The 24,326-nt window shown below is 48.5% G+C and carries 16 protein-coding genes and 1 riboswitch; of the genes, 10 read left to right on the forward strand and 6 right to left on the reverse strand.

Translation table 11 applies throughout. The features are described 5' to 3' along the window. The first annotated feature begins 98 nt into the window (after window positions 1-98). On the forward strand, window positions 99-1,343 hold the full coding sequence (locus KU855_RS00465; protein WP_218528371.1) for a dicarboxylate/amino acid:cation symporter: 1,245 nt from the start codon (window positions 99-101) through the stop codon (window positions 1,341-1,343). A 61-nt stretch (window positions 1,344-1,404) separates the two neighbouring features. Here KU855_RS00465 and KU855_RS00470 read toward each other — a convergent pair whose 3' ends face one another. Then, the gene (locus KU855_RS00470; RefSeq protein WP_218528372.1) at window positions 1,405-2,397 is read right to left on the reverse strand and encodes a class 1 fructose-bisphosphatase; all 993 of its coding nucleotides are present in this window, start codon (window positions 2,395-2,397) and stop codon (window positions 1,405-1,407) included. A gap of 151 nt (window positions 2,398-2,548) precedes the next feature. Between KU855_RS00470 and KU855_RS00475 the strand changes: the two genes are divergently transcribed. Further along, entirely contained in the window at window positions 2,549-4,789 is a 2,241-nt protein-coding gene (locus KU855_RS00475) for a S9 family peptidase (RefSeq protein WP_218528373.1), read from the forward strand. A gap of 121 nt (window positions 4,790-4,910) precedes the next feature. Here KU855_RS00475 and arcA read toward each other — a convergent pair whose 3' ends face one another. Next, window positions 4,911-5,627, reverse strand: a complete 717-nt coding sequence (gene arcA, locus KU855_RS00480; RefSeq protein ID WP_218528374.1) for a two-component system response regulator ArcA — start codon at window positions 5,625-5,627, stop codon at window positions 4,911-4,913. Between the two features lie 604 nt (window positions 5,628-6,231). On the opposite strand from arcA, the gene KU855_RS00485 reads away from it, so the two are divergent. From KU855_RS00485 to KU855_RS00495, 3 genes are all read left to right on the forward strand, one after another. After that, the gene (locus tag KU855_RS00485; protein ID WP_218528375.1) at window positions 6,232-6,678 is read left to right on the forward strand and encodes a DUF3293 domain-containing protein; all 447 of its coding nucleotides are present in this window, start codon (window positions 6,232-6,234) and stop codon (window positions 6,676-6,678) included. A 137-nt stretch (window positions 6,679-6,815) separates the two neighbouring features. Beyond that, a riboswitch (Lysine riboswitch) is annotated at window positions 6,816-6,990 on the forward strand. A 141-nt stretch (window positions 6,991-7,131) separates the two neighbouring features. Next, window positions 7,132-8,499, forward strand: a complete 1,368-nt coding sequence (gene lysC, locus KU855_RS00490; protein WP_218528376.1) for a lysine-sensitive aspartokinase 3 — start codon at window positions 7,132-7,134, stop codon at window positions 8,497-8,499. Continuing rightward, window positions 8,496-9,638 (forward strand): succinylglutamate desuccinylase/aspartoacylase family protein, encoded by a 1,143-nt coding sequence (locus KU855_RS00495; RefSeq protein WP_218528377.1) that lies wholly within the window; start codon window positions 8,496-8,498, stop codon window positions 9,636-9,638. Before lysC ends, KU855_RS00495 begins: the two co-directional genes overlap by 4 nt. 37 nt (window positions 9,639-9,675) lie before the next feature. On the opposite strand, the gene KU855_RS00500 is transcribed toward KU855_RS00495, so the two are convergent. Further along, complete coding sequence (locus tag KU855_RS00500) at window positions 9,676-13,581, reverse strand: S8 family serine peptidase (RefSeq protein ID WP_218528378.1); 3,906 nt, start codon at window positions 13,579-13,581, stop codon at window positions 9,676-9,678. A 178-nt stretch (window positions 13,582-13,759) separates the two neighbouring features. Between KU855_RS00500 and KU855_RS00505 the strand changes: the two genes are divergently transcribed. The 3 genes from KU855_RS00505 (at window position 13,760) to asnC (ending at window position 15,370) form a co-directional block, all read left to right on the forward strand. After that, window positions 13,760-14,068, forward strand: coding sequence for a hypothetical protein (locus KU855_RS00505; protein ID WP_218528379.1), 309 nt, complete (start codon window positions 13,760-13,762; stop codon window positions 14,066-14,068). Window positions 14,069-14,159: 91 nt separating this feature from the next. After that, complete coding sequence (gene rluA, locus KU855_RS00510; RefSeq protein WP_218528380.1) at window positions 14,160-14,837, forward strand: bifunctional tRNA pseudouridine(32) synthase/23S rRNA pseudouridine(746) synthase RluA; 678 nt, start codon at window positions 14,160-14,162, stop codon at window positions 14,835-14,837. Between the two features lie 68 nt (window positions 14,838-14,905). After that, window positions 14,906-15,370 carry a transcriptional regulator AsnC gene (asnC, locus tag KU855_RS00515; protein ID WP_371316296.1) on the forward strand — a complete coding sequence of 155 codons (465 nt, stop codon included), beginning with the start codon at window positions 14,906-14,908 and terminating at the stop codon, window positions 15,368-15,370. A gap of 103 nt (window positions 15,371-15,473) precedes the next feature. On the opposite strand, the gene KU855_RS00520 is transcribed toward asnC, so the two are convergent. Together KU855_RS00520 and KU855_RS00525 are read right to left on the reverse strand one after the other, a co-directional pair. Further along, complete coding sequence (locus KU855_RS00520) at window positions 15,474-16,496, reverse strand: putative urea ABC transporter substrate-binding protein (RefSeq protein ID WP_218528382.1); 1,023 nt, start codon at window positions 16,494-16,496, stop codon at window positions 15,474-15,476. 210 nt (window positions 16,497-16,706) lie between these two features. Continuing rightward, window positions 16,707-18,689, reverse strand: coding sequence for a S9 family peptidase (locus tag KU855_RS00525; RefSeq protein ID WP_218528383.1), 1,983 nt, complete (start codon window positions 18,687-18,689; stop codon window positions 16,707-16,709). A gap of 171 nt (window positions 18,690-18,860) precedes the next feature. Here KU855_RS00525 and KU855_RS00530 point away from each other — a divergent pair, with 171 nt between their 5' ends. Beyond that, window positions 18,861-21,632, forward strand: coding sequence for a TonB-dependent receptor domain-containing protein (locus KU855_RS00530; protein WP_218528384.1), 2,772 nt, complete (start codon window positions 18,861-18,863; stop codon window positions 21,630-21,632). A gap of 126 nt (window positions 21,633-21,758) precedes the next feature. Here the strand turns inward: KU855_RS00530 and KU855_RS00535 are convergent, their stop codons facing one another. Then, window positions 21,759-22,235 (reverse strand): hypothetical protein, encoded by a 477-nt coding sequence (locus KU855_RS00535; RefSeq protein WP_256260807.1) that lies wholly within the window; start codon window positions 22,233-22,235, stop codon window positions 21,759-21,761. Window positions 22,236-22,499: 264 nt separating this feature from the next. Here KU855_RS00535 and KU855_RS00540 point away from each other — a divergent pair, with 264 nt between their 5' ends. Continuing rightward, window positions 22,500-24,278 (forward strand): flavocytochrome c, encoded by a 1,779-nt coding sequence (locus KU855_RS00540; protein WP_256260808.1) that lies wholly within the window; start codon window positions 22,500-22,502, stop codon window positions 24,276-24,278. The last annotated feature ends 48 nt before the right edge of the window (window positions 24,279-24,326 follow it).

A 24,326-nucleotide genomic window follows, 5' to 3' on the forward strand; every position in this document is an offset into this window, starting at 1 on the left:
CTGAGTTAAGACGCTGTTTATACGGCGCCTATTCAGGGGTGATGACGGATAAAAATACAATTATAAATACGCATTCACGTATGTGGGGAAGAGGTTTTATGGGTAGTCGTTCCTTGTCAGTCCGCATTTTTATCGGCCTAGTTGTTGGCTTAATCTTAGGCTCGATAGTGCAATATTTTTTGAGTGATATTGCTTTCTTTGGCGACAATTTGCTGGCCTTTTTCAGTGGTATTGGCACCATGTTCGTGAATATGATCATGATGTTGGTCGTGCCGCTCGTGTTTATCAGTATTGTGTGTGGCGTGTGCGAGCTGCAAGATCTTAAAAGTTTTGGTCGCTTAGGCACTAAAACCTTTGGTTTCTATATTATCAATACCTTGTTATCAATTGCCGCGGCCTTTTCGGTGGTGTTGTTGCTCAACCCAGGTTCAGGTGTCGATATGCGCAGTGGTGCCGAGGTGACATTGGCCGCGACTGAACTGCCTAACTTAATGAATCTACTCGTCGACATTGTGCCGCGCAATCCGGTTGCAGCCTTTGCTTCGGCGAATATGCTCCAAATTATCTTTATGGCACTGCTGCTGGGTGGGGTCATGAAGTCGATGGGCGCGACAGTAGCGTCAGCGGTCACTGGCTTTCAAGCGGCCAACAAGATCATGATGAAGCTGATCTCGGTGGTGATGTCGCTCGCCCCCATCGGTGTCTTTGCTTTAATGTTTAAGTTGGGCGCCACCTTAGAGGCGGCAGTGTTTTTAAGCGTGTTGCAATACTTGTTATTGATCATCGGCCTATTGGTGTTGTGGGTGTTTGTGGTTTACCCAACCGCCGTGGGTATCTTTACGCCTATCAGCGCGGCAAAATTTAGAAAGCAAACCCAAGAGCAAGTGCTGTTCTCATTATCGACCGCTAGCTCTAACGCCACCATCCCAGTGACCATGCGCACCTTAACCGAAAAGCTTGGGGTGAACCGTGCGGTAGCAGGGTTCGGGGTGCCACTGGGTGCCACCATGAATATGGGCGGGGTATCGATTTACATCACAGTGGCGATTTTCTTTATTGCCAATGCGTTTGGTATGCCCATTACGTGGGAGCAAGTACCGACGGTACTGTTTAGTATCTTCCTATTATCCGTTGGCGCCGGCGGCGTACCTGGCGGTGGTATGGTGATGATTGGGGTGCTGATTCATCAAATGGGGTTGCCGATAGAGGCTTTTGCCTTGGTGGCGGCACTCGACCGTTTGATTGATATGATTTTAACCTCATGCAATGTGGTGGGAGATACGGCGGTGTTGACCATCGTCGATCAAACCGAAAAACAGCATGAGCCGCAGGCTGCTGCATAAGGGATTCTGCCATAAAAAAATCCGGTCATTACCGGATTTTTTTATGGCAAATTATCTGCGATTAGCACTCAGGCTCTTGATCATCATAATGCTGACCGTGGTACTCAAGGCAGGCATTCACTTCGTTAGCTGAACCTAAAATGACGGCCACGCGTTGATGAATATGCTCGGGTGCTATATCTAAAATGGCTTCATAACCGGTGGAGGCAACTCCGCCAGCTTGCTCTACTAATAAGGCCATTGGATTGGCTTCGTACATGAGGCGGAGTTTAAACGGCTTGTTGGGATCTTTATGATCGCTTGGGTAGGTAAAAATACCGCCGCGGCACAAGACCCGATGAACATCACCTACCATGGCGGCAATCCAACGCATATTAAAATTACGTGCACGTGGGCCTAAGGTACCTAGCAATAAGTCACTAATGTAACTTTGCATCGGCGCTTCCCAAAAACGCTGGTTTGACATATTGATGGCAAATTCGCTGGTGTCTGGGCTGATGCTCATGGCGGGGTTAGTCAGTAAGAACTCTTGACTGTTAGGATCCAAAGTAAACAATTGCACTCCCTGACCTGTGGTTAAGGCGAGCATGGTCGATGGACCGTAAAGCACATAGCCTGCGGCAACTTGATCGCGACCTGGCTGCAAAAAGCTTTGCTGATCGGCCTTGCCTTCAGGGGCCGGTAACACAGAGAAAATCGTGCCAACCAATGAATTGATATCGATGTTTGATGAGCCATCGAGAGGGTCGAAACATACCAAATAGGAGCCGTCGCTATTTAATACCACGATCTCATCTTCTTCTTCTGACGCCAATGCTTTCACTTGGCTATCTATCGCCAGCGCTTGCTTGAGCATGTCGTTGGTAATGATATCGAGCTTTTTCTGGGTCTCTCCCTGTACATTTTCTTGCTCAGTCGCTCCAAGCACGCCAGCTAAGGCCCCGTGTCTTACGGCTTGACTGATGTCTTTGGCACTATTCGCTAAGGTATGTATGACTTGCGTCAAAGAAGCACTGAGTTGCTGGGTCGATAGCACTTGAGCCAAGGTTTGCATCTGAAATCCTCATTTTCATTTTTAAAATAGGGTCATTCACGCGAGATAGTGCGGATAATAACGCAGACGAGGGCGAAATTCAGCGACAGAGTTTGGTTTTTGCTCAGAATCAGGCAGAATCAAGGCAGTTTACTCACATTAGGGAATAATAATGACTAGAAAATGGATCCCGCTGGCGGCCTTAGCCATGCCTTTTGCGCTCTCGGCTCAAGCCCTTACGCCTGCACTGCCTGCTCCCGTTGGCGACAGCACGCCGTTGGCCATTGCTAGAATGCATGACTCTCCAGCACTCGAAGGTAACAGCCCTAGGGGGCTGAAGCTGTCACCCGATGGTCAGCGAGTGACCTATCTGGCGCCGCGCAGTGATGATCAACATTTCTTTGATTTATGGCAAATGGATATTGGATCTGGCAAGCATTCCCGCTTACTCGATGCCAGCTTGCTCAAAGCCAGCGAATTATCCGATGAAGAAAAAGCCAGGCGTGAGCGCCAACGTATTTATGGTCAGGGCATCATGGAATACGATTGGTCCAGTGATGGTCAGAGTGTGTTAATCCCTTCTGCCGGTAATCTTTATCTGTACCAAGTTGCAACTCAGCAATTGTTGCCGTTAGCGATATCAGGCTTTGCTACCGACGCCAGAGTGTCGCCACAAGGTCATTACGTTTCTTATATTAAAGATCAAAATCTATTTATCTATGATCTCGCCAAAGCAAAAGAGCGCCAGTTGACCTTCGATGGCGGTGATGCCATTAAAAATGGCATGGCTGAATTTGTTGCCCAAGAAGAAATGGGACGGATGACAGGGTATTGGTGGGCACCGGATGAGAGTGCTATTGCTTATACCCGCATTGATGAGTCGCCGGTGGAATTGGTGACGCGCAATGAAATTTATGCCGATGGCATTAAGCTAACTGAACAACGATACCCTTATGCTGGCAAGGCCAATGTTTTGATTGAATTAGGGGTGCTATCCCTTGATTCTGGCTTGACGACTTGGGTGGATTTAGGCCGCGAAACCGATGGCTATTTGGCGCGAGTCAAGTGGTTACCCGATACCTCTGGGGTCACGTTTCAATGGCAAAATCGTAGCCAACAACAGTTGGACTTACGCCTAGCCTCTTGGCCGCAAACCGATAGCGCTCAGGTGCAAACCTTGTTAACTGAACGCAGTGATGCCTGGATTAATTTGCACGATGACTTAACGTTTCTTAAATCGTCAGGCTTTATTTGGGCATCCGAGCGCAGCGGCTTTAAGCATTTATACCGCTATGACGCGCAGGGTAAGCTCCTCCAGCAATTAACCGCAGGTGATTGGGCCGTCGATAATATCGAATATGTCGATGAGGCGAATGGCTGGGTGTATTTTACTGGCCGTAAAGATACCGTGATTGAGCGGCGGATTTACCGAGTCGCGCTCGAGGGTGGCGAAGTGGAAGCCGTTAGCCAGCGCGCTGGCATGCATGCACCGGTATTCGCCAAAAACAGCCCAATTTATCTCGATTACTTTAATTCATTGGCCCAGCCACCTCAGGTGAGTCTGCATGATAGCCAAGGCAAATTACTTAGCTGGGTTGAGCAAAACGTCGTTGATAAGCAGCACCCTTTATTTCCGTATTTTGGTTTATGGCAATTGCCTGAATTTGGTCAATTGGCGGCTGAAGATGGTCAGTCTCTGGTCTATCGATTATTTAAACCGGCGGATTTTGATGCCACTAAGCAATATCCGGTGGTGGTTCGTGTGTATGGCGGCCCCCATGCGCAACTGGTGACCAATAGTTGGAGTAGCCATGATTACTTTACTCAGCATTTACTGCAACGTGGCTATTTAGTCTTTCAGTTGGATAATCGCGGCAGCGCCAACCGTGGCACGCGCTTTGAGCATGTAATTTACCAAAATCTGGGTGATCTGGAAGTCAAAGATCAGCAAGTGGGGGTGAAGTATTTACGCAATTTGCCGTATGTCGCCGATGAGCGGATAGCTATTTTTGGTCACAGTTATGGTGGCTATATGGCCTTGATGAGTCAATTCAAAGCGCCACAAGACTTTAAGGTCGCGATTTCAGGGGCACCTGTCACGGATTGGGGCTTGTACGACACGCATTACACTGAACGCTATATGGGCCATCCCGTCACGAATGCTGATGGCTATAAACGTGCCTCGGTGTTGCCATATGTGGATAATTACCAAGGGGGATTGCTGATTTATCATGGCATGGCCGATGACAACGTCTTATTTGAAAATAGCACCCGGGTCTATAAGGCCTTACAAGATCAAGGCAAGCTATTTCAGATGATCGACTATCCCGGTGCTAAGCATTCGATGCGGGGCAATGCTGTCCGCAATCACTTGTATTTATCGATAGCTGACTTTCTTGACCGTCAACTCTAGTTTAACGGGCGTTAGTGCACCGCATTGATTGCGGTGCCTTGAGTCACTGGCTGCGCCGATGACGGAAAAAAGCCATAAAAAAACCGCTATCAAGATAGCGGTTTTTAACATCACCGAGTGATTAGTCTTCTAAGTTACCGCAAAAACGGTAGCCTTCACCATGAATGGTGGCAATGATTTCTGGCGTATCAGGCTGACTTTCGAAGTGCTTACGGATACGACGAATCGTCACGTCAACAGTACGATCGTGTGGCTTCAGCTCACGACCAGTCATCTTCATCAGTAAGTCAGCACGGCTTAAAATCTTACCTGGGTTCTCAACAAAGTGCAGCATGGCGCGGAACTCACTGCGTGGCAGCTTGTAAGATTCACCTTGTGGGCTCACCAATGAGCGGCTGTTGATTTCCAGAGACCAACCGTTGAAACGATAGAATTCAACTGAACTCTTTTCTTCAACGTCATGGCCAGTGCTGCTAACACGAGTCAACAAGTTACGGGCACGAATAGTCAGCTCTCTTGGGTTAAATGGCTTGGTGATATAGTCATCAGCACCAATTTCCAGACCTAAGATCTTATCAACTTCATTATCACGACCCGTTAAGAAAATCAGGCCAATGTTGTTGATTTCACGCAATTCGCGCGCTAACAGCAAACCATTTTTACCAGGCAAGTTAATATCCATCACCACCAGGTTGATTTTATTTTCCTGCAGGGCTTTATGCATTTCTGCGCCATCATTGGCCTCAGTTACCACATATCCTTCAGCTTCAAAAATACTTCTCAGCGTATTGCGGGTAACTGCTTCATCTTCAACGATCAGAATGTGCGGGTTTTGCATGTCATTTACCTAAAAAAATTTAATCAAATTATCGCTAACGATACACAGTCACGAGCTAATGAATAGCTGAGCTCAATTGCAAAAGACAATCAAGCGAGTCCCAGTCATAAGATTTTTTGACGGGTACAAACAACACTGTGTAATAAGGTTAGTAAAATCTGCAATATCCGTGGAGTTTTTTTTAAAACTCACATGGGAAATACGACAGTTGCTTACACTTCGATTAACAATAGACGAAATAAGTTCAATCACAGTTGTTTTTTTGTGAAGTATATTAAATCGTCAATTCAAAAATGAGTTTCATTGCAACTGAGTTGCCATCCTTTTAAACCGATTCGTGAAATGTGTGCTTCGGTGTTGACGCTCTAGGATGGTGGTTAGCTAATCAACCCTATTAGTGTACTCGTTTTGGGCATTTGTTAACAAATTAATTGTTAAAAAAACTATGAAGTGGCGTGATCTTAATCAATTTTTACGGAATTTGTTCGCTAAAGCAGCGATATAGGGCGGTTGAATATGGCTCATTTTGGCCAAGATGCTGGCGACGACCGCAAAGCTAGCTAAACTGTGGATGGATTTTTGTTCATGCAACTGGGTTGTCCATATGACACAGATCACACTTGAGCTTTGGCACGCCTATCAAAATAGCATTTTTTTGTTAACGCAAGCGCTGAGCGCGAACACCAACTTTGCGATTGTCACTGCCGCTAATCCGCTTGGCGTTAGCCATAATGTTGGCCAAAACCGCTTATTTGATCGACAAATGCAACATGACATTCAACAATTACAGGTGCCTTATCGGCGAATTATCGGTGCCAGTCCCGATGGTAAACATCGTGAGCCTGGCTGGGCGGTGATGCAGCCTCTGGCAGAGGCGATCGCACTGGCAGCCCGTTGGCGGCAGCTAGCCATTTATTATGTGCAATCAGACCGCTTAGGTTTAGTGAGTTGTGACGCTCGCAGACCCCAAGTCGATTTGGGCTTGTTTAGTGCTAGGGCCACTGTCGTCAGTGAATTGCCCCGTGACCTAGATGACTGGTTTTATCTTTAACGCCGCAGCGGTCTTGGCTGGCACTAATTGCAGCGTCATTTGGCTTAACTTGAAATATTTTTGGCTATTGATGTTTTTTTGTTGACCAAGTTGCTGATTGCTTGTTAATTTTCACCTGTTCATTGGCTTGACAATGAATACTCAGAAGAGGTGCGTTAACCAGGTAAGCGAGCGTAAGGGCACATACCCTGCTAATACTCGTCGAGGGGGATTAACGCCGAGTGATGATGACTGATGTGGGTCATGATTGCGGTCGAGTGGGCTGAATCCTACTGATTGTCACCTGTGTTTAGGTGGAGAGCTTCTGGTGGCAATTATCTTCTTCTGCCTTGATGGTAGGTGGTTGATCTCATTTCGCCCCAGGCTCTTCGAACGATGTTTAAGTTCGGAGTGGTTTATGTCTTTATATTTTCATGTCTTGTGCCAGCGCGTCACTCTATGGGAGGGCGTGTCATGTTAAGTGATTCATTAGTTGTTGCTAAATTTGGTGGCACCTCAGTGGCCAACAGCGAGGCGTTAGCGCTCAGCGCGGCCATTATCGGTGCCGACACCCGGCGGCGTTTAGTGGTCGTTAGCGCCGCTGGCGGCGTGACTAATCTGTTGGTTGAACTGACCTCGGTGATCTCAGCGGAGCTGCGTTATCAGCTGCTAAAGGATATCGCCACTATCCAATATCGAATGTTGGATGCCTTAGGTCGCCCCGCCGATGTGGCCGCAATTATCGATGGTTTACTCAGCCGGATGGCGGTATTAAGCGAGCGGTTAGCCGAGGATAGAAGCAAGGCGCTTAAGGATGAGCTGTTGGCTTGTGGCGAGTTATGCTCATCGCAATTATTTGCCGCGACGCTTCGCCAACAAGGGATAAATGCCATTAGTTTTGACGTTAGAACCGTCATGCGTACCGACAGTTACTTTGGCCGAGCCGAGCCTCAACTCGAGATGATTGCGCACTTGGCCCAGCTCCATTTAGCGCCGCTTTTAAAGGATCAGGTGGTGGTGACTCAGGGGTTCATTGGTCGCGATAGTGAGCAAATGACCACCACCTTAGGTCGCGGTGGCAGTGACTATTCGGCGGCATTATTAGCCGAGGCTTTAGGGGCGATTGCGGTTGAAATTTGGACCGACGTTGCGGGTATTTACAGTACCGATCCTCGCCTCGCGGCTAATGCGAAACCCTTGGCCGAAATTAGTTTTAATGAGGCGGCGGAAATGGCGACTTTTGGGGCCAAGGTGTTGCACCCTGCCACGATTTTACCTGCCGTGCGCCGCGGCATTGAAGTGTTTGTCGGCTCCAGTCGCGAGCCGGAGCGCGGAGGCACTTGGATCCGTAACCGCATCAATAACCCGCCTTTGTACCGCGCCATCGCGGTGCGCCGCGATCAAACCTTAGTCACGTTACATAGTCTGCAAATGTTACACGCCCGCGGCTTTCTGGCCGAAACCTTTGCGACATTAGCGCGCCATAAAATCAGTGTTGATTTAATTACAACCTCCGAGGTTAATGTGGCCCTGACCTTAGATAAAACCGGCTCTGATTCCAGTGGCGAAGGGTTGTTAAGTGATCAACTCTTAACTGAGCTGGCGGAACATTGCCGGGTACAGGTGGAGCAAAACTTAGTCTTGGTGGCGATCATTGGCAATCGCATCGCATCGACCCCAGGTGTGTGCCGTCAGGTGTTTGAAGTGCTTGAGCAGGTGAATGTTCGCATGATTTGCCAAGGCGCTAGCCCCCACAATTTATGCGTGTTAGTGAATGAGCAAGAGGTGGCAAGTTTGGTGGCGGCATTGCATGGTCGCTTGTTCGAAGATCTAAGCGCATGAATCAGCCTCAATCACAATCGCTGGTAATAGGGCAGTTAGCCACAGGACATGAGCTGAGCATTCCTTGTTATCGCTTTAGTGGGCGCGATAGTCAGGCGCCCTCGGTGTACATTCAGGCCAATGTCCATGGCGCTGAAGTGCAAGGCAATGCTGTCATTTACCAATTAATGGAGCGTCTGGCTGAACTCACCATTCTTGGGGATATCTGCTTAGTGCCGCTGGCCAATCCGTTGGCCATCAATCAAAAAAGCGGCGAGTTTACCTTGGGGCGTTTCGATCCTATCACTGGCATTAACTGGAACCGGGAATATGCCAATTTAACCCCCGCACCAGATTGGTTACCTGCGCATCTGGCGCTGGATGATCAGCAATTAGCGGCCGCTTTTCGTCAGCAAATGTTGGCCAGTATTGAGGCCCGTTTGCATCAAGATTATGGCTTGTCCACTGGCAAGCGCCAAGCCTTGCTGTTGCAGTCAATGGCGCATCAGGCGGATATTGTGCTGGATCTTCATACCGGCCCTAAATCCGCGAAACATTTATACTGCCCAGCCTATGCGGCCAGTGCGGCCTGTTACTTTGCGATTGAGCATGTGTTATTGATGCCCAATACCTTCGGTGGTGCCATGGATGAAGCGGTATTTTACCCTTGGTGGCAATTGCGTCAGCAAGCCGCAGCATTAGGGCGAACCCTAGATATTGGAGCCGATGCCTTTACCTTGGAGCTTGGCAGTCAAGAGCGGATCGATATGGCGGATGCCAAGGTCGATGCCGAGGGGATCTTGGCCTATCTGAGTTATCGCGGTGTGATTGCCAATGCGATTGCGCCCACCCCCATGGTGCGTCATGGCTGTTGGCTGCGCGATTATCGCCAATACTTTGCGCCTCAAGCGGGGATGGTGGAATATCTCGCCAAGCCGGGGGATATCATCGGCGCGGGTGAGGCTCTGGTCCGGCTATTGCAGGTCGATAAATTTGGCTCCCCAGCAGCGCTGACAGAATGTCTCTGCCCTGACGATGCTATTGCTATTTTGCATTTTGCCTCGGCATCTGTGTATCAAGGCACTGAGCTTTATAAATTAATGACCCACACTTTTGAGCTTACCGCTGCGCGGGCGGCCGACATTCAATCTAAAGCTTAGCCCTAAGACATCGGGGGGCTTGAGTCGCTCCTAATGGCTAGGACTTATGGTGTGACACCGCCCTTACTGGTCGCCGAGCCAGATTCACTGCTCTAGCAAGCATCAAGGTGATCATTAACCATAAACTTAGGCCCATGGCTCCGCCACCGCTGCTGCTTTCTACTGCACTCGGAGGTGTCGGCGCGGCGGTGATGGTGACACTGACGGTCACGGGCGCTGAGCTCGATTGCCCATCCGAGGCACTGACACTGAAGCGTAATTCACCGCTGCTTGGCGCCACAAAGCTGAGGGTGCCGCTGGCGTCGATGGTTGTCGCCACTTGCGGGCCTGATAATTGCTGCCATTGGTAGCTGAGGCTGTCGTTATCAACATCGCTGCCATTGGCGGCAATGGTGACGTTAGATCCGCCAGTCACAGTTTGAGTTAATGGCTGCGGATTGATGATAGGTAGATCATTGACTGGATTGATGGTTAAGCTGACTGTGACTGGGGCACTGTCTTGCTGCGCCGCATTGGTCGCAATATAACTAAAGCTGTCTTGACCAAAATAGTGAGTGTCCGCTTGATAAGTCACCAATCCGCCATCAAGGAGGCTCAACTGGCCATGACTGGGGGCGGTATCAACCCGAATGCTCTGGTAAGCACTGGTGGGGGCTATGCTGATGGGGAGCACGCCACGAATACTCTCTGCGCCGATAACAACCTCAGTGCTGAGTGTTTGCTCGAGACGATTATCATTGCTGAGCACATTAAATTCGATCGAGGTATCTTCATTGACTGCAATGCTATCTGGCGCCGGCAGCGCAGTATTTACCGCTATCGCATTGACGCTGAGTTGCAACTGGCCGGCGGAGGTCGTGGCTAAACCAAAGACTTCGCCGTTAGTGGGTAAGGTGCCTTCGCCGTTATAGTATTGGCGACTGCCTTGAGAGCCATCATTATTTTCTGCGCCAATAGTTAACGCGCTAGGAGGATCGTTAACGGCAATATAATGAAAGTAAATTTGCTGATGCTGACCAAGCCCTATCCACACCGCAAAGCTATAGGCCTGATTACCTGAGGCCAAGTAAGGTTCGGCATTGTCCCATTCCACCACCATATAATCATTACCATCGAGACTCATCAGCCGACTGTAAATATTGCCGCCGCTCGGCTCTGTGGGTCCTTGTAAATCTAAATCGCTCCAGAAGGGGGCAATGACGCGGTTAGGGGTTTGGCTGGCTGGGATGGCTTGATTGGTAAAACTGCCGGCAAGGTTGAGATTGCCAGGGGCAACGATGCCATTATCAGAGACAGACAAGGTTTGGTATTCAGTGCCGAGATAATAAAAGCTTGGCGTGGTGAGGGTAAAGCTGACTTCATCGCAATTGCCGCTGCACGATAATGGCGCCACTGTGCCACTGATCCTCGGTAAAGTGATCGCGGCAGGGCTGATGTTTAAGCCGCCACTTTGTAATTGTCCTTGCCAAGCAAGCACCTGGTCACTCACGTTAAGTTCTCTGGTTTGGCCTTGTTCCACTTGGACTGTGGCGGCGGTATCGAACACTAAATTATCACTAAGCTCAGCCGTTAACGAGACACTACTGGCGGTCAGTAGGTTGGTGACTTGCCACTCGATTTGGGTGCTGGCCTCTGGGGCAATGCTGCTCTTCGTGCTGCTAAATGTGAGAATGTCTGGGCGACTGTTATTGGTAAATTGAGCCAATAATGGCAGCTGTTGCCGCGGGCCTGACGTGGGCGTGAATAGCACCCGGCCAAATTGCCAGCCACTGCCGGCGGAAGATGCTTGGCTGGCGCTGACACTTAAGCTCGCGCTACTGTTTGCGGCTATATTGATTAGGGTTTGATCAGGGGTGATCAGTAAATCATCGCTGCGAGTTGAGACGCTAAGTTCGTGGGCTTGTTGACCATGATTGTGAATATTAAGGGTGAACTCGCAGTGGATCACGCAATTGTTGTCGACGAGAGCTAAGCTATCAAAGCTCAATTCGGCCGCGGCCGCTTGGCCAAGGTCGGCCCGCCCAGCTCCCGTGATAAAAGGCGTTACTGGGCTGCCGTCCGCCGTGCTCAAGCCATCAAATTGACTACTAGAGACCAATAAGCTTTTGATGGCGGCAACGCTTAATTGCGGATGCAAAGCCGTTAAGAGGGCGCCAGCCCCTGCCACTTGCGGGCTGGCCATACTCGTGCCTGAAAACTGGATAAACCCATTGCTGCCATTTGCGGATAATATATCGGTGCCCGGCGCACTGATTTCAGGCTTTAGTGCCGCCAGATTTGGAACGGGCCCCTGACTGCTGCTGGCATTGACTACGTCGGCGAGTGCGGGCTGAATGAATGTTTGGGCATCAAGGGCAATGCTGATGTTAGTGCCGGAACTGTGTTGGTTAAGCAGCCATTGGCCATCGCTTGCGGATACCATAAATCCCGGGATATTAGCCGCCGGCATATACATGCTAAATGGGGCGCCGTTGACATTGTTATAGGTTAATAACAACTGCCCGCCAGCTTGGCTGACGTTGGCCGCCTTTTGTTCGAACGTACACGTACCGCGTTCGACTAAAACCATCGCCTGATTGAGACTGGCGGCGGCGAAAGCTTGGCACGCATCGCGATTGTTAGGATCCAGCACCGCGGCATGAATTAATGGCGCGCTAAGTGAATTAGTCAGGGGTTGCCCGCTATCTGCGGCCACGGCCGCAATCTGTTGATCATTGGCGGTGAGCAAATTGGCGATAATTTTGCCGGTACTGGTGTTGGCCACGGCTAAGCCGGCGTCAATACACGCTGGGCAGCCAATAGAACTCACTCCCATGGCCCCATCGTTGCCTGCGGCGCTCACTAAGAGCACGCCAGCGGCCTCTGCGGCGCGAAATACGCTCTGATAAGGGCTGTTATCAGGACTCGCGCCTGGCCCGCCTCCCCAAGAGTTATTTATCACATCGCTGCCATCATTGACGGCATCTTCTAATGCGGCCAATAACATGCTGTCTGAACCCACGCCGCCTTGGCAACTGCTGTCGCTAAATAGTGCTTTGTAGATCAGTAGATTGGCACCAGGTGCAACGCCTGATAATTGAATAGTATGTCCGCTTTGATCGGCACTGACGCTGTTGCCTGCGGCAATGCCGGCCACATGACTGCCATGACCGTTGTAATCTCTAGGGCTTAAATGTTCATCGGCACAAATGGCAAAATCCGGTTGATACCAGCGGGCGATGCTAATTTTGTTATTACAAAAATTGGGGTTGGCGGCACAATAGTCATCAGTGGCACCAACAGGAGTATCAAAGCCTGCTCCAGCAAACATTGGATGTTCTGGGATAATGCCGCCATCAATGATGGCAATCTTGATGCCGGAGCCGGCTTGGCTTTGGCCGCCGAGTTGTTGCCATAGCGCACTAGTTCCCATCAGTTGATTGGCGGCATCTAAGCGTTGTTGATAATAGCGAACCGGATAGATCCCTTTGACCTCTGGATGGTTTTTCAACTTGGCTGCTTCAGCTACGCTAAGTTGGGCACTAAAGCCATTGAGTAAGGTCTGATAACGGTAGCCTACGGCTTGCTTATTGGCGATCGCAGTGTCGATAAATTGGTGTTGTTGCTGCAGAATGTGTTGCTGTGCTTGCGCCATATTAGCTGCGTTATGACGTTGAGGCGACGTCAGCGATGCTCGCTGAAAACCTGACTGCATTGCCAGCGGCGCGCCAGTTAATTCAATAATGTAGGCGCGCTGAGGGGCGTCAGTGTCAGCACTGTGCTGTGCTATCTCAGGCAAAGAGGGTTTGGCCAATAGGGCTTGCGGCTGGTGGTAAAAACGATAAATTTCAGGGGCGTTGACCGCGGGATGTGGCGCCGGTTGCGCATTGAGCTGGGTGGCAGGAGCCAATAGCAAAGCCGTCAAGCTCACACTGAGTGTCCAGTGATCTAGCGATCTATTCATGGTTTTTCCTTTTCCAGCAGAAATACAACACCCTCTGTTAACTATATAGTAGGTGCCAAGACATGTTAGCGAGAATAAAAATTAACACAAAAAGTAATTAAGATGTTAATGGTGTTGCATTTTTGCTGAGCTTAATCCACTCTGACGGCTAGTAAGTCACCATTGCACTGAGAGCCTCATGAATCCCTACCCCGAAAGCTATCGGCTGGCGATCCCGCCGTTAACCAGTCTATTTATGGTGGTGTGGGCTTTGCTGACACCCCTGTGGCAATGGCTATCACCCGCTGACGTGGCGGGACACTACCCTTGGTTTTTATACCCATTGTTCGCATCGTTTGCGATTGCGGTGCTGGGGCATGGTTATTTAATCGTGCTGTCGCCAGGCTTAAAGCGGTTAGATCAGGCATTTTATGCGTTAGTGCATTTACCTTTGGCTTTTGTGATTTGGATTTTTGCCATTATGCAAATGTTAGGGCGAGGCTGGTAACTTGAGACTTAGGCTATAATTTCCAGCTTTTACTTGCGAGACGTGGTGGCTGGGGGTATCTTGGCGCCGCCTAATTAGCCAGAGTCCATCTATGCCAGATTTTATCTATTGTCCGCCAACACAACCATGGTTAGCACAAGTCCATTGTGACAAAGACATCATAGTCATCAACAAGCCTTCGGGATTGCTGTCAGTGCCCGGGCGCGATCTTGCCCATAGAGACAGTGTCTATAGCCGAGTGCTGGCAGAATACCCCAATGCGCAAGTGGTGCACCGTCTCGATATGGCCACGTCTGGTATTTTAGTCCTGGCGTTAAGACGTAGCGCTGAGATAGAGCTTAAGCGCCAATTTCGCGAGCGCGAAACCCATAAAATTTACTATGCCCGAGTCGCCGGTCATGTGCAGCAAGCTCAAGGCAGTGTCGACTTACCGCTGATTTGTGATTGGCCAAATCGTCCAAAACAAAAAGTGGATCACCAGGTGGGTAAGCCGAGTTTGACCCATTATGAGGTCATCAGTTATGGCAAGCGCTCCACCTTAGTCAAGCTGACCCCTATTACTGGGCGCTCACATCAGTTGCGGGTGCATATGATGGCGTTGGGGCATCCTATTCTTGGGGATAATTTCTATGCCGATCCCTTGGCAAAACGTTTAGCACCTAGGCTATTGCTGCATGCCGCAGAATTGCAAATTAAGCACCCATATTCTGGTGAATCCCTCACTTTTGCGGCTGAGGCCCCTTTTATGGAAGCAGAAGCTGATCAATAATAGTGTTATTAAATCCTTAGTAACACTCTAAAAGTATTAGAAGAATATCAAAAATCCCTATGAATACTATTGATCACTCATTTCAGCGCGACCAGCTTGATAACCAGATCCTCGAAGCCTTGATGCAAGATGCTCGCAGCCCTTTTGCCGAATTAGCCAAGCGGTTTGGTGTCAGTGCCGGCACCATTCATGTTCGGGTAGAGAAAATGCGTCAAGCCGGCATTATTACCGGGGCGCAAATCATAGTGAATCCCAAAGCGCTGGGCTACGATGTCTGTTGTTTTATTGGGATTAATTTAAAGAGCGCGGGTGATTATCCGGCGGCTATCGCCAAACTTAATGCCTTGGAAGAAGTGGTTGAAGCCTATTACACCACGGGGCACTACAGCATTTTTGTCAAAGTCATGTGTCAGTCGATTGATGGCCTGCAGCATGTGTTGATCAATCGCATTCAATCTATTGATGAAATACAGTCGACCGAAACGTTGATCAGTCTGCAAAACCCGATTATTCGAGCGGTTAAACCGACTTAATCGCTTATCGCTCTGCTTGATGGCATCTGGGTCAATAAACGCTGCTCAATCTGGTGGCTTTCATTGGCCTTGAGCCAGTGCGATGGCGACAATCGTGATCGCTTTACTCGGGCGCGGCATTTTCTTCGGCGGCGAACCATTCCATAAAGCGGCTATCAAAGCGAAACTTGATATTACTGGCATCACCCTCGACCTGCCCTTGGGGAAAAGCAATGCCGATAGGCGCATTGGCATCGAGTAAGCCGTGTTTCAAGCCAAATTGGTTGACGAGTTTCATGGTTTTTTTTAAGGCGCGACTGTTAGCTACTCTGGCCGCAGTGGCAGCAGAATAAAACATTTTAGTGCCTTCATAGTAGCGATACACTTCGACTAATGAGATGTTGGCGCTTTGAGCTATGTTTTTGTAAACATCAGTATTTCTGTGCTTAAGCTGAGCCATTACTTCATACCAAGCACCGGTCAGCGCGTGCTTTAAGCGATCATCACTATCGGTGTGGACCACCATCAAATCCAATATTTCAGTGTGCATACTTGATGAATCAAACAGGAGTTGCCCCTTGACGCTTAACGCTTGTTGCAACAAGGGGGTCCAGGTAACGATGGTGGCATCATTATGTTGCTGCCAATACTCAAGTAAGCTGTCTTCTGCGCTATCGATTATATTGACATCATCCTCAGTTAAGCCAACGGATGATAAGGCTCTGGCCAATAAATAGTGGGATACCGAATAGGACACCAAGCGAATGTCTTGGCCTTTTAATTGACTTAGTTGAGTGACGGCTTGAGTCGCAATACCATCATTACCATTGCTGTAGTCACCAATAATGATTGCGGTAGTATCAATACCGCTTGCGGCAGGGATGGTTAACGCATCGATTTGGGTCATGGTGCAGGCATCGAATTCACCGGCACTAAAACGCTGGACAGAATCGAGATAATCATCGATTCGTTGGAGGTTGATCTTGATACGATATCGCTCGGCCCATTTCGTTAAAATGCCACTTTTTTCGGCGTGATACCAAGGTTCCCAGCCAATATAATGACTCCAACAAACGTTAAAGGTATCTTTTGCTGATGAGGTAGCACTTACAAATATTAGCGCGATCAGCCAGTAGCTTAATTTCATAACATCCTCTGTCGAGATCTAGATTAATTGCCTTCCTTTGGCATGAAACACCAGCACTTGTTTAGCATAGCAGTGATTAAGTTTTTCTGAGTGGCTGTTTTGGTATGGCGGCTACATTAGCAGGCGATATTGTCTGGGGCTGCTAACCAAAAAAACCGCGACCTTAGGGTCGCGGTTTTGACGTGTTACCAACCATATGTTTATTAATGGTTAATTTAAATATTGGCCAAGAAATTTTTGCATTTGAATGTAGAGATCTTTGCGATTTTCTTCATCGTAGAAACCGTGACCTTCGGTTTCTTTCCAGACCCAGACAGGATCTTTGCCGACTTTTTGGAGGGCGTCACGCATCACATAGGCGTTCTCATAATGTGCCTGCTCATCGCGGCCACCATGAACTATCATCACCCCGGCTTTGATTTTATCGGCATTATGGGCGGGAGAGTGGCGTTTCATTTCGGCCTCAGTTCCACCAAACGCTTGCTCCATATAGCGTTTACCCCAGCCAAGACGCTCTGCCACGTTGCCTTTATCAAACATCAAGGGTAAATCATAGACGCCCACATAACCGATAGCGCATTGATACAGATCAGGTTCTTTGACTACCCCCATTAATGCAGCGTAGCCGCCATAACTCGCTCCGGAGATACAAATTTTGTCTTTATCTGCATAGCCTTGTTCGATGGCCCATAAGGTGCCATCGGTTAGATCATCTTGCATGGCGCCGCCCCACTGGCCGTAACCACTGTCTTCAAACTCTCGGCCATAGCCTCCCGATCCGCGGAAGTTAATTTGTAATACGCCATAGCCTTGGTTGGCATAAAATTGCACTTCATCGTTAAAGCCCCAATAGTCTCTTGGCCCATGAGGACCGCCATGGGGATGAATGATCAGCGGAATATTCTTGCCATCAGAGCCTTGCGGGAGTGTCAGGTAGCCATGCATTGTCACTCCGTCACGGGCGATAAAGCTAATGGGCTGCATCTTAGCCATCTTGCTTTCATCAATCCAAGGCCGTGATGCGGATAAAAAGGAGACTTTGCCTTTCTCTTTATCAAACAGATAGAACTTACCCGGGTTGACGTCTGAGCTGGTGGAGATCAGCCATTGATTGTTGTCTTTTGTGCGAGAGGTAATGCGGATCATATTGCCGGGAAACGCCTGCTCTAACGCCCGATAGTCTTTCGCAAATGCACTGTTTTCATCAAAGAATATCACCTTGGGGATGCCGTCATACACTGTGGCACCTATGGGTTCACGAATACGCTTACCATCCTTGCCATAATAAGTGTTAATAAATGGAAAGGCATCGACAGTCTCATTTCGATACATTAATTCACGACTACCATCGGCCAGTTTAATCCGGTAAATGCCGTTAGTGCTTGCTTCGGTGTTATCCGAGGTAAACATATATTGATTGTCAGCGCTAAAACCAATAATGCTGCTACTGCCTTGGGCACTTTGGCGGGTCATATCGACTAAAGATAAGGCTTTCCATGGTGAGCCTTTCGCGTCTCGTAAGTAGGTGACCATCTCACCAGACGCTTCGGCAGCCAACAAACCATCTCGTTGGGTTTTGTAAGATTGAGCGGCGCGCCACACGTCTTGGTTATCTAAGATGATGGAGGCGTTTTCATGGTCAGCTTTTTCTACTAATTTACGCTTACCCGTATAGACATCTAGGGTATAGAGATTACTGAATTGCTTTTTCTCTAGGTTGGATGAAATTAATATATTGTTAGGGTCGTCATACAACAGGCTTTCAATATTGGCGGCGGCGCTATCTTGATTACGATAGCCAAAGAGTTGAATGCGATCGCTACAATCGGCATTACCTGCAAACAATTCTCCAGTCCAAAATGGCGCGGCGTATTGGCCGGATTGTTTAGAGATAGTCATCAATACCCGCTCAGGGTTTGCCCACCAAAAATTCATCACTGACTCATCGGACTTAAAGACAAAATTACACATAATCTTTTGAGTCTTGTTATCAATAATCGCTAAGCGTTTGTGTTCCTCATAAGGGTAAGTCGCCGCTAAGTATTCTCCGGTTGGAGAAATAATCACGTTATTAAACATACTGTGTTTAGCAAAATCATCGACAGAGACGTCGGTATTGGCGGTTGCCTGAGCATTAACATTTGCTCCCAATAACATCATTGGCAATAGCCATTTTGGTAAAGTGTTCCGCATAGCATTAATCCCTTAGAAAACAAGTCACAATTATCATACGTTGTTTACATCATTTAAACAATGAGTTAACTTCTTGGTTACGGATGCGTGGATGCATTCTAAAAACAATCATAAATGACAGTTAACTTGCTTGTGAGATTTCATGGAAGTCAGCGAGATTCTGGAGGATGTATGTTCAAAGTAACAAGAATGGCGAAAGCAATTCACTTAGGCATTTTGTCATCAAGCTTAGCGTTTGGTGGGATTGCCTTTGCGGCAGAAGAAGAGAACAAAGAAGAAAAAGTCGAGCGCATCGAGGTCACGGGGAGCCGAATTAACCGTACCGATTTGGAAACCGCTCAACCGATTGTCGTGTTAACTGCTGAAGACATGAAAAACGAAGGTTTTAGTACAGCCTTCGATGCTCTGCAAGGATTGTCGCAAAACACCGGTACTGTTCAAGGCAATGAGTTTGGTGCGCAAGGCGGCTTTACGCCTAACGCTGACGTCATTGACTTACGCGGTTTTGGTCCTGGCTACACCTTGGTGCTGCTTAATGGTCGTCGTATTGCTGAAAACCCAACCCCATATAATGGTCAAAGCAACTTCGTTAACTTAAGCGGTATCCCGTTTGCGGCAATTGATCGCATTGAAATTGTTACCGCAGGTGCTTCTGCTATTTATGGTTCGGACGCGGTAGCGGGTGTTGTTAACATTATTCTGAAAAAAGATATCGATAGCACTACGGCCAGTGCCATGTTCGGTACCACAAAAGATGGTGGTGGCGATCAACAGCGCTTCTCTATTACCTCTGGTACCACAGGCGCTAACTACTCGATTGGTGGTACGTTAGAATTTTATAAGCAAGACCCTATTTATTCACGTGATCGTGACTTTATGGATTCGGTCGAAGATAACCCAGCAGGCCCGGAAGATTTAAGCCGCGGTATTTTACAGTTGGATGCGTTCTCAGGTCTTTATCGTGATCCCGGTGAGCAGGCTTGTGCGGATTCAGGCTCAGGTTATGAATACGCTTCTCGTGGCACACGTGGCTATTATTGCGGTGTAGATACCACAGGTGATAGAACCATACGTAACGAGCGTAAAAATACCACAGGTTATGTATTTGGTACTTATGATATCAATGACGATCTGCAATTATTTGCCGATGGTATGTATACCACTATTGATTCAGCCGTGTATGGTTCACGCCATTTCTACAGTGAGTATTTATTACTAAATACCCCTGATGGCTCAGGCAACTTTGCCGGCGGTACCCGCGATTATGTCTTGAATCAGCGCATCTTTAACTTTAATGAGATGGGTCAGCGTACCACTGAGTTTAACGAGGATGTTTATAACTTCACCGTCGGCTTAAAAGGCAGTGTGTTCTCTGATTACCAGTGGCAGGCTTATTACTCTGAAAGTCGCTATGACTTTAAGAGTAGCCGTGATTGGATGAAGGAAGAAAAAGTCACTGAGATGTTCTTAGGTGAAATTGATAATCCTTATGGTCTGTATAACGGTGCCGGTAAAGTCGGTCTGTACGATAGCATTACCCCTGAGGTTCGTGATCAGTTAATTGGTACTCAAATCATTACTGGTGATTCATACGCACGTACTTTCTCTGCGGATATCAATGGTGATTTATTTGAGTTGCCTGCGGGTATGGTCGGTTTTGCGGCCGTAGTTGAATACAACAAGCAAGGTTATAGCTTAGTCCAGGATGAACGTACCTTAAACCAAGATGGTATGGGCTGGCAGGGACTCACTGGTACCGAAGGTGGCGGTGACCGTAGTCGCTACGCTGTGGGTGTCGAATTCTTAGTCCCTGTTCTTGAAGGGTTAGATCTCGGCTTGGCTGGTCGTTATGATAAATATGATGATGATACCACTGACGTCGGTGGCCGTTTATCGCCATCCGTCAGCTTAACTTATCAACCGATTGATGAGTTAAAGTTCCGTGGTAACTGGGGTCAAAGCTTCCGCGCGCCTGATATGCATTATGTCTTTGCTGGCAACTCAGGCTTCTATTCTAATGCTTATGACTGGACTTCTTGTCGCCGTGATGATTATGGCGATGATCCAAGCTTTCTTCCAACGGAAAGCGCCTGTGATACTACCAACTATCAAGGTAGCCGTTCAGGCAGCTTGACCTTGAAAGAAGAGAAGGGCACCAGCTGGGGTCTTGGTGTGATTGTTGAGCCGACTGAAAACCTCAACATGAGCTTCGACTTTTATGATATCAAGCTTGAAGACTTGATCAGCGATGAAAGTGCACAAACTCTGCTTGATTTAGAGTATGACTGTAACTACAGCCTCAATGGTAAGTCACCTGACAGTGCAGAATGTGTGGCTAATGCCGCTAAAATTCAGCGTGTTGCTGCAGGTAACCCCGGTGCCGGCAATATTGAAAGTATTAATGTCACGCCAGAAAACAAAGCGTTATATCAGCAGCGTGGTTTAGATGCTCAAATCAACTACAGCATCGATACTGAATATGGTGATTGGGGCTTCAATTTAGGTTGGACTCACATTCTGAACACTCGGTATCAAGCCAATGCTGACGCTGAAGTTCAAGAGCTACGTGATGATAAAGACAATAGCGAGCCTCGTTCTAAGACCAACTTGACCGTAAGTTGGAATTATCAAGACTGGCAAGCCGCTATCCGTGGTGATCGTGTGGGTAGCATCCCAATTTGGAATCAGCCTTCAGAGAACTATGATCCAGAAACTGGTGATGTGATTAAAGTTGACCGCTTACGTCAATACTTTACGGTGAACATGACCGTGGGTTATCAGTTCAATGATAACTTAAGACTGCAGTTAATCGGTGAGAACATCTTTAATGAGCGTCCACAAGTCGATGTGACTCATGACAGCTGGCCTTATTACAATAGCTTCGCTTATCCAGGCGCTGCGATTGGTGCTTCTTATCGTGCTGAAGTGACGTATCGTTTCTAAAACTGAGTTTGCTTCAGTAAATTAATTAACGGTAGGTCAGTACAGTCCCAAAAGCCCTCAACTTAGTGTTGGGGGCTTTTTTGTGGGGCTGGAAAAGGGGTGATGATTGGCCAAGGCTCGCTGCCGCTAGCCTTTTATTTCTTTCTTACTGTCGATACGGCGGCGATGAATGATGGAGTAATGACGCAGGCCCGAGGGGCCATGAGAGACGACGACAGACAGCAAGATAATGGCGATAATCAGAGCCGGCTTAGCGCTGGCAAAGGGAATAAATAGCAGTAACAAGCCCACTTTTATCAGGGTTAGTACGCCTTTAAGCTGGATAAGCCAACGCCAGTCGCGGACCACTTCCCACAGCATCAGTAAGAGGCCCGTGACCATGGCAAGGATCCAGTAGCTCAGCCATGTGTCTTTGGGCACGGCTAACAAAATGCCGCCACTGGCACCGCAGACGCCGACAATGTGAATGGCACGCAGGCCGGTTTTTGCAAGGCGTTGTAGCCAAAAATGGGTCTCAGTCACGGGGGCCTCTGGGGACAATGAGCAAATATCACCGCTATCATGGGTTGAAAGCTTGGCTGAAGGCAAGGAAATGGGCGCCATTTTGGCTGAAAATGTGAACCCGTCAATGCCAGCCAGACTCATCTGCCGTTCGCAATAATACCGGCCAGCCAGTGTGTGAGCTGGCTTGGTTTTTTAATACCCTAAAATTAATAATAAATAATGTGTGATACGCATAAACATCTACCTCTTTAGATAGTGTTACCTTTGCGCTTGTGGCGATATATCTTGCTTAAACAAATAAATAGGAATATTTGTTTCGATATATTCGCTAAATGCAGTTTATTACCTTATGGGGAGCGAAAGATGATGAGTATCATGCGTAAGACGGCATTGGCCGTGGTGGTATCGGGCGCGATGGCCGGCAATGTGTGGGCTGCAGCCGATTATTTGGCGGATTTTCACACCGAAATGGGCGGCTGCGAAACATGCCATGCCGCGGAAACCGGGCCAACTGATGACAACCTTAAGCATGAAAATAGTCAGTGTGTTAGCTGTCATGGTGATCTCAAAGAAGTCGCCTTAAATGATCCTAAAGACATCGTGTCTCCCCATAGTTCACACCTGATTGGTGATATTGCTTGTACGGCATGTCATAAAGGTCATGAAAAATCCATTGCTTACTGTGATGCTTGCCATAGCTTTGATTACGATATGCCTTATCAAGGTAAGTGGGAACGTGAGTTCGTGCCGGTTGATGCCGATAAAAAGGCACAAGACAAAGCGATTGCCTCTGGCCCCAGCGAGTCTACCGAGGTGGTTGTGATTGGCTCTGGTGGCGCCGGTTTAGCTGCGGCGGTGGCTGCGCGTAATCATGGGGCGGCGGTCATCGTCCTTGAAAAAGAACCGATTGCTGGGGGTAACACTAAGCTGGCCGCTGGGGGGATGAACGCGGCTGAGACTAAGCCACAGGCCAAGCTTGGCATTAGCGATAAAAAAGCCATCATGATTGAAGACACCATGAAAGGTGGGCGTAATCTCAATGATCCCGAATTAGTGAAAGTCTTAGCCAACGAGTCGTCAGATTCGATCGATTGGTTGATGGCCATGGGCGCCGATATGAATGATGTGGGCCGCATGGGAGGGGCGAGTGTTAACCGTTCGCATCGCCCAACCGGTGGTGCCGGCGTTGGCGCTGAGGTGGCTCAGGTCCTGTGGGATGCAGCTCTCGAGCGTGGCACCGACATTCGTTTAAATAGCCGCGTGGTACGTATTTTAGAATCAGACGGTAAGGTCAGCGGCGTATTGGTCAAAGGTGAGCACACAGGTTACTACGTGATTAAAGCCGATGCCGTGGTACTCGCGACCGGTGGTTTCGCCCGCAACAATGAGCGTGTAGCGCAATACGATCCTAAATTAGCCGGCTTTGCGGCTACTAACCATCCTGGTGCAACGGGTGATGGTTTAGATGTTGCAATGCAAGCGGGAGCTGCCACTCGCGATCTCGAATATATTCAAGCCCACCCAACTTATTCTCCTGTCGGTGGCGTGATGGTGACAGAAGCGGTGCGCGGTAACGGTGCCATTTTAATTAACCGCGAAGGTCAACGCTTCGTCAACGAAATCACCACCCGTGATAAGGCTTCTGCGGCAATTTTGGCGCAAAAAGGTGCCAGTGCTTATCTGGTCTTTGATGATGCGGTGCGTAAGTCGCTAAGCAAGATTGAAGGTTATATTCATTTACACATTGTGGAAGAGGGTAAAACCGTGGCCGACTTAGCCAATAAAATTGGGGTGCCACCGGTGAACTTAGAGGCGAGTATTGCCAGCTATAACAAAGCGGTACTCTCAGGTAAAGACGCCGCCTTTGCTCGTCCTAACATGCCAAGAGAGCTCAACCATGGTCCTTACTATGCCATCGAGGTCAAGCCTGCTGTGCATCACACCATGGGCGGCGTTAAGATCGATACCAAGGGTGAAGTACAAGGTCAAAATGGTCAAATCATTAAGGGATTATATGCTGCAGGTGAAATCACCGGTGGCGTCCATGGTGCCAACCGTTTAGGCGGTAATGCGATTTCTGATATTGTGACCTTTGGTCGCATTGCCGGTACTGATGCTGCGGCTTATGCCGAGAAACACTAAGTCATTGCGTTGTTGATGATACACGGGCCCGATGGGCCCGTGTTGCTA

Source organism: Shewanella sp. NIFS-20-20 (assembly GCF_019209865.1).
Classification (GTDB): domain Bacteria; phylum Pseudomonadota; class Gammaproteobacteria; order Enterobacterales; family Shewanellaceae; genus Shewanella.

Bases quoted from the DNA above. Each gene is read 5' to 3' on its own strand.
- KU855_RS00540 (WP_256260808.1), top strand. From the start codon at position 22,500: ATGATGAGTATCATGCGTAAGACGGCATTGGCCGTGGTGGTATCGGGC.
- KU855_RS00470 (WP_218528372.1), bottom strand. From the start codon at position 2,397: ATGCAAACCTTGGCTCAAGTGCTATCGACCCAGCAACTCAGTGCTTCT.
- lysC (WP_218528376.1), top strand. From the start codon at position 7,132: ATGTTAAGTGATTCATTAGTTGTTGCTAAATTTGGTGGCACCTCAGTG.
- rluA (WP_218528380.1), top strand. From the start codon at position 14,160: ATGCCAGATTTTATCTATTGTCCGCCAACACAACCATGGTTAGCACAA.
- arcA (WP_218528374.1), bottom strand. From the start codon at position 5,627: ATGCAAAACCCGCACATTCTGATCGTTGAAGATGAAGCAGTTACCCGC.
- KU855_RS00500 (WP_218528378.1), bottom strand. From the start codon at position 13,581: ATGAATAGATCGCTAGATCACTGGACACTCAGTGTGAGCTTGACGGCT.
- KU855_RS00475 (WP_218528373.1), top strand. From the start codon at position 2,549: ATGACTAGAAAATGGATCCCGCTGGCGGCCTTAGCCATGCCTTTTGCG.
- KU855_RS00520 (WP_218528382.1), bottom strand. From the start codon at position 16,496: ATGAAATTAAGCTACTGGCTGATCGCGCTAATATTTGTAAGTGCTACC.
- KU855_RS00495 (WP_218528377.1), top strand. From the start codon at position 8,496: ATGAATCAGCCTCAATCACAATCGCTGGTAATAGGGCAGTTAGCCACA.
- KU855_RS00485 (WP_218528375.1), top strand. From the start codon at position 6,232: ATGACACAGATCACACTTGAGCTTTGGCACGCCTATCAAAATAGCATT.
- KU855_RS00530 (WP_218528384.1), top strand. From the start codon at position 18,861: ATGTTCAAAGTAACAAGAATGGCGAAAGCAATTCACTTAGGCATTTTG.
- KU855_RS00535 (WP_256260807.1), bottom strand. From the start codon at position 22,235: ATGGCGCCCATTTCCTTGCCTTCAGCCAAGCTTTCAACCCATGATAGC.
- KU855_RS00465 (WP_218528371.1), top strand. From the start codon at position 99: ATGGGTAGTCGTTCCTTGTCAGTCCGCATTTTTATCGGCCTAGTTGTT.
- KU855_RS00505 (WP_218528379.1), top strand. From the start codon at position 13,760: ATGAATCCCTACCCCGAAAGCTATCGGCTGGCGATCCCGCCGTTAACC.
- KU855_RS00525 (WP_218528383.1), bottom strand. From the start codon at position 18,689: ATGCGGAACACTTTACCAAAATGGCTATTGCCAATGATGTTATTGGGA.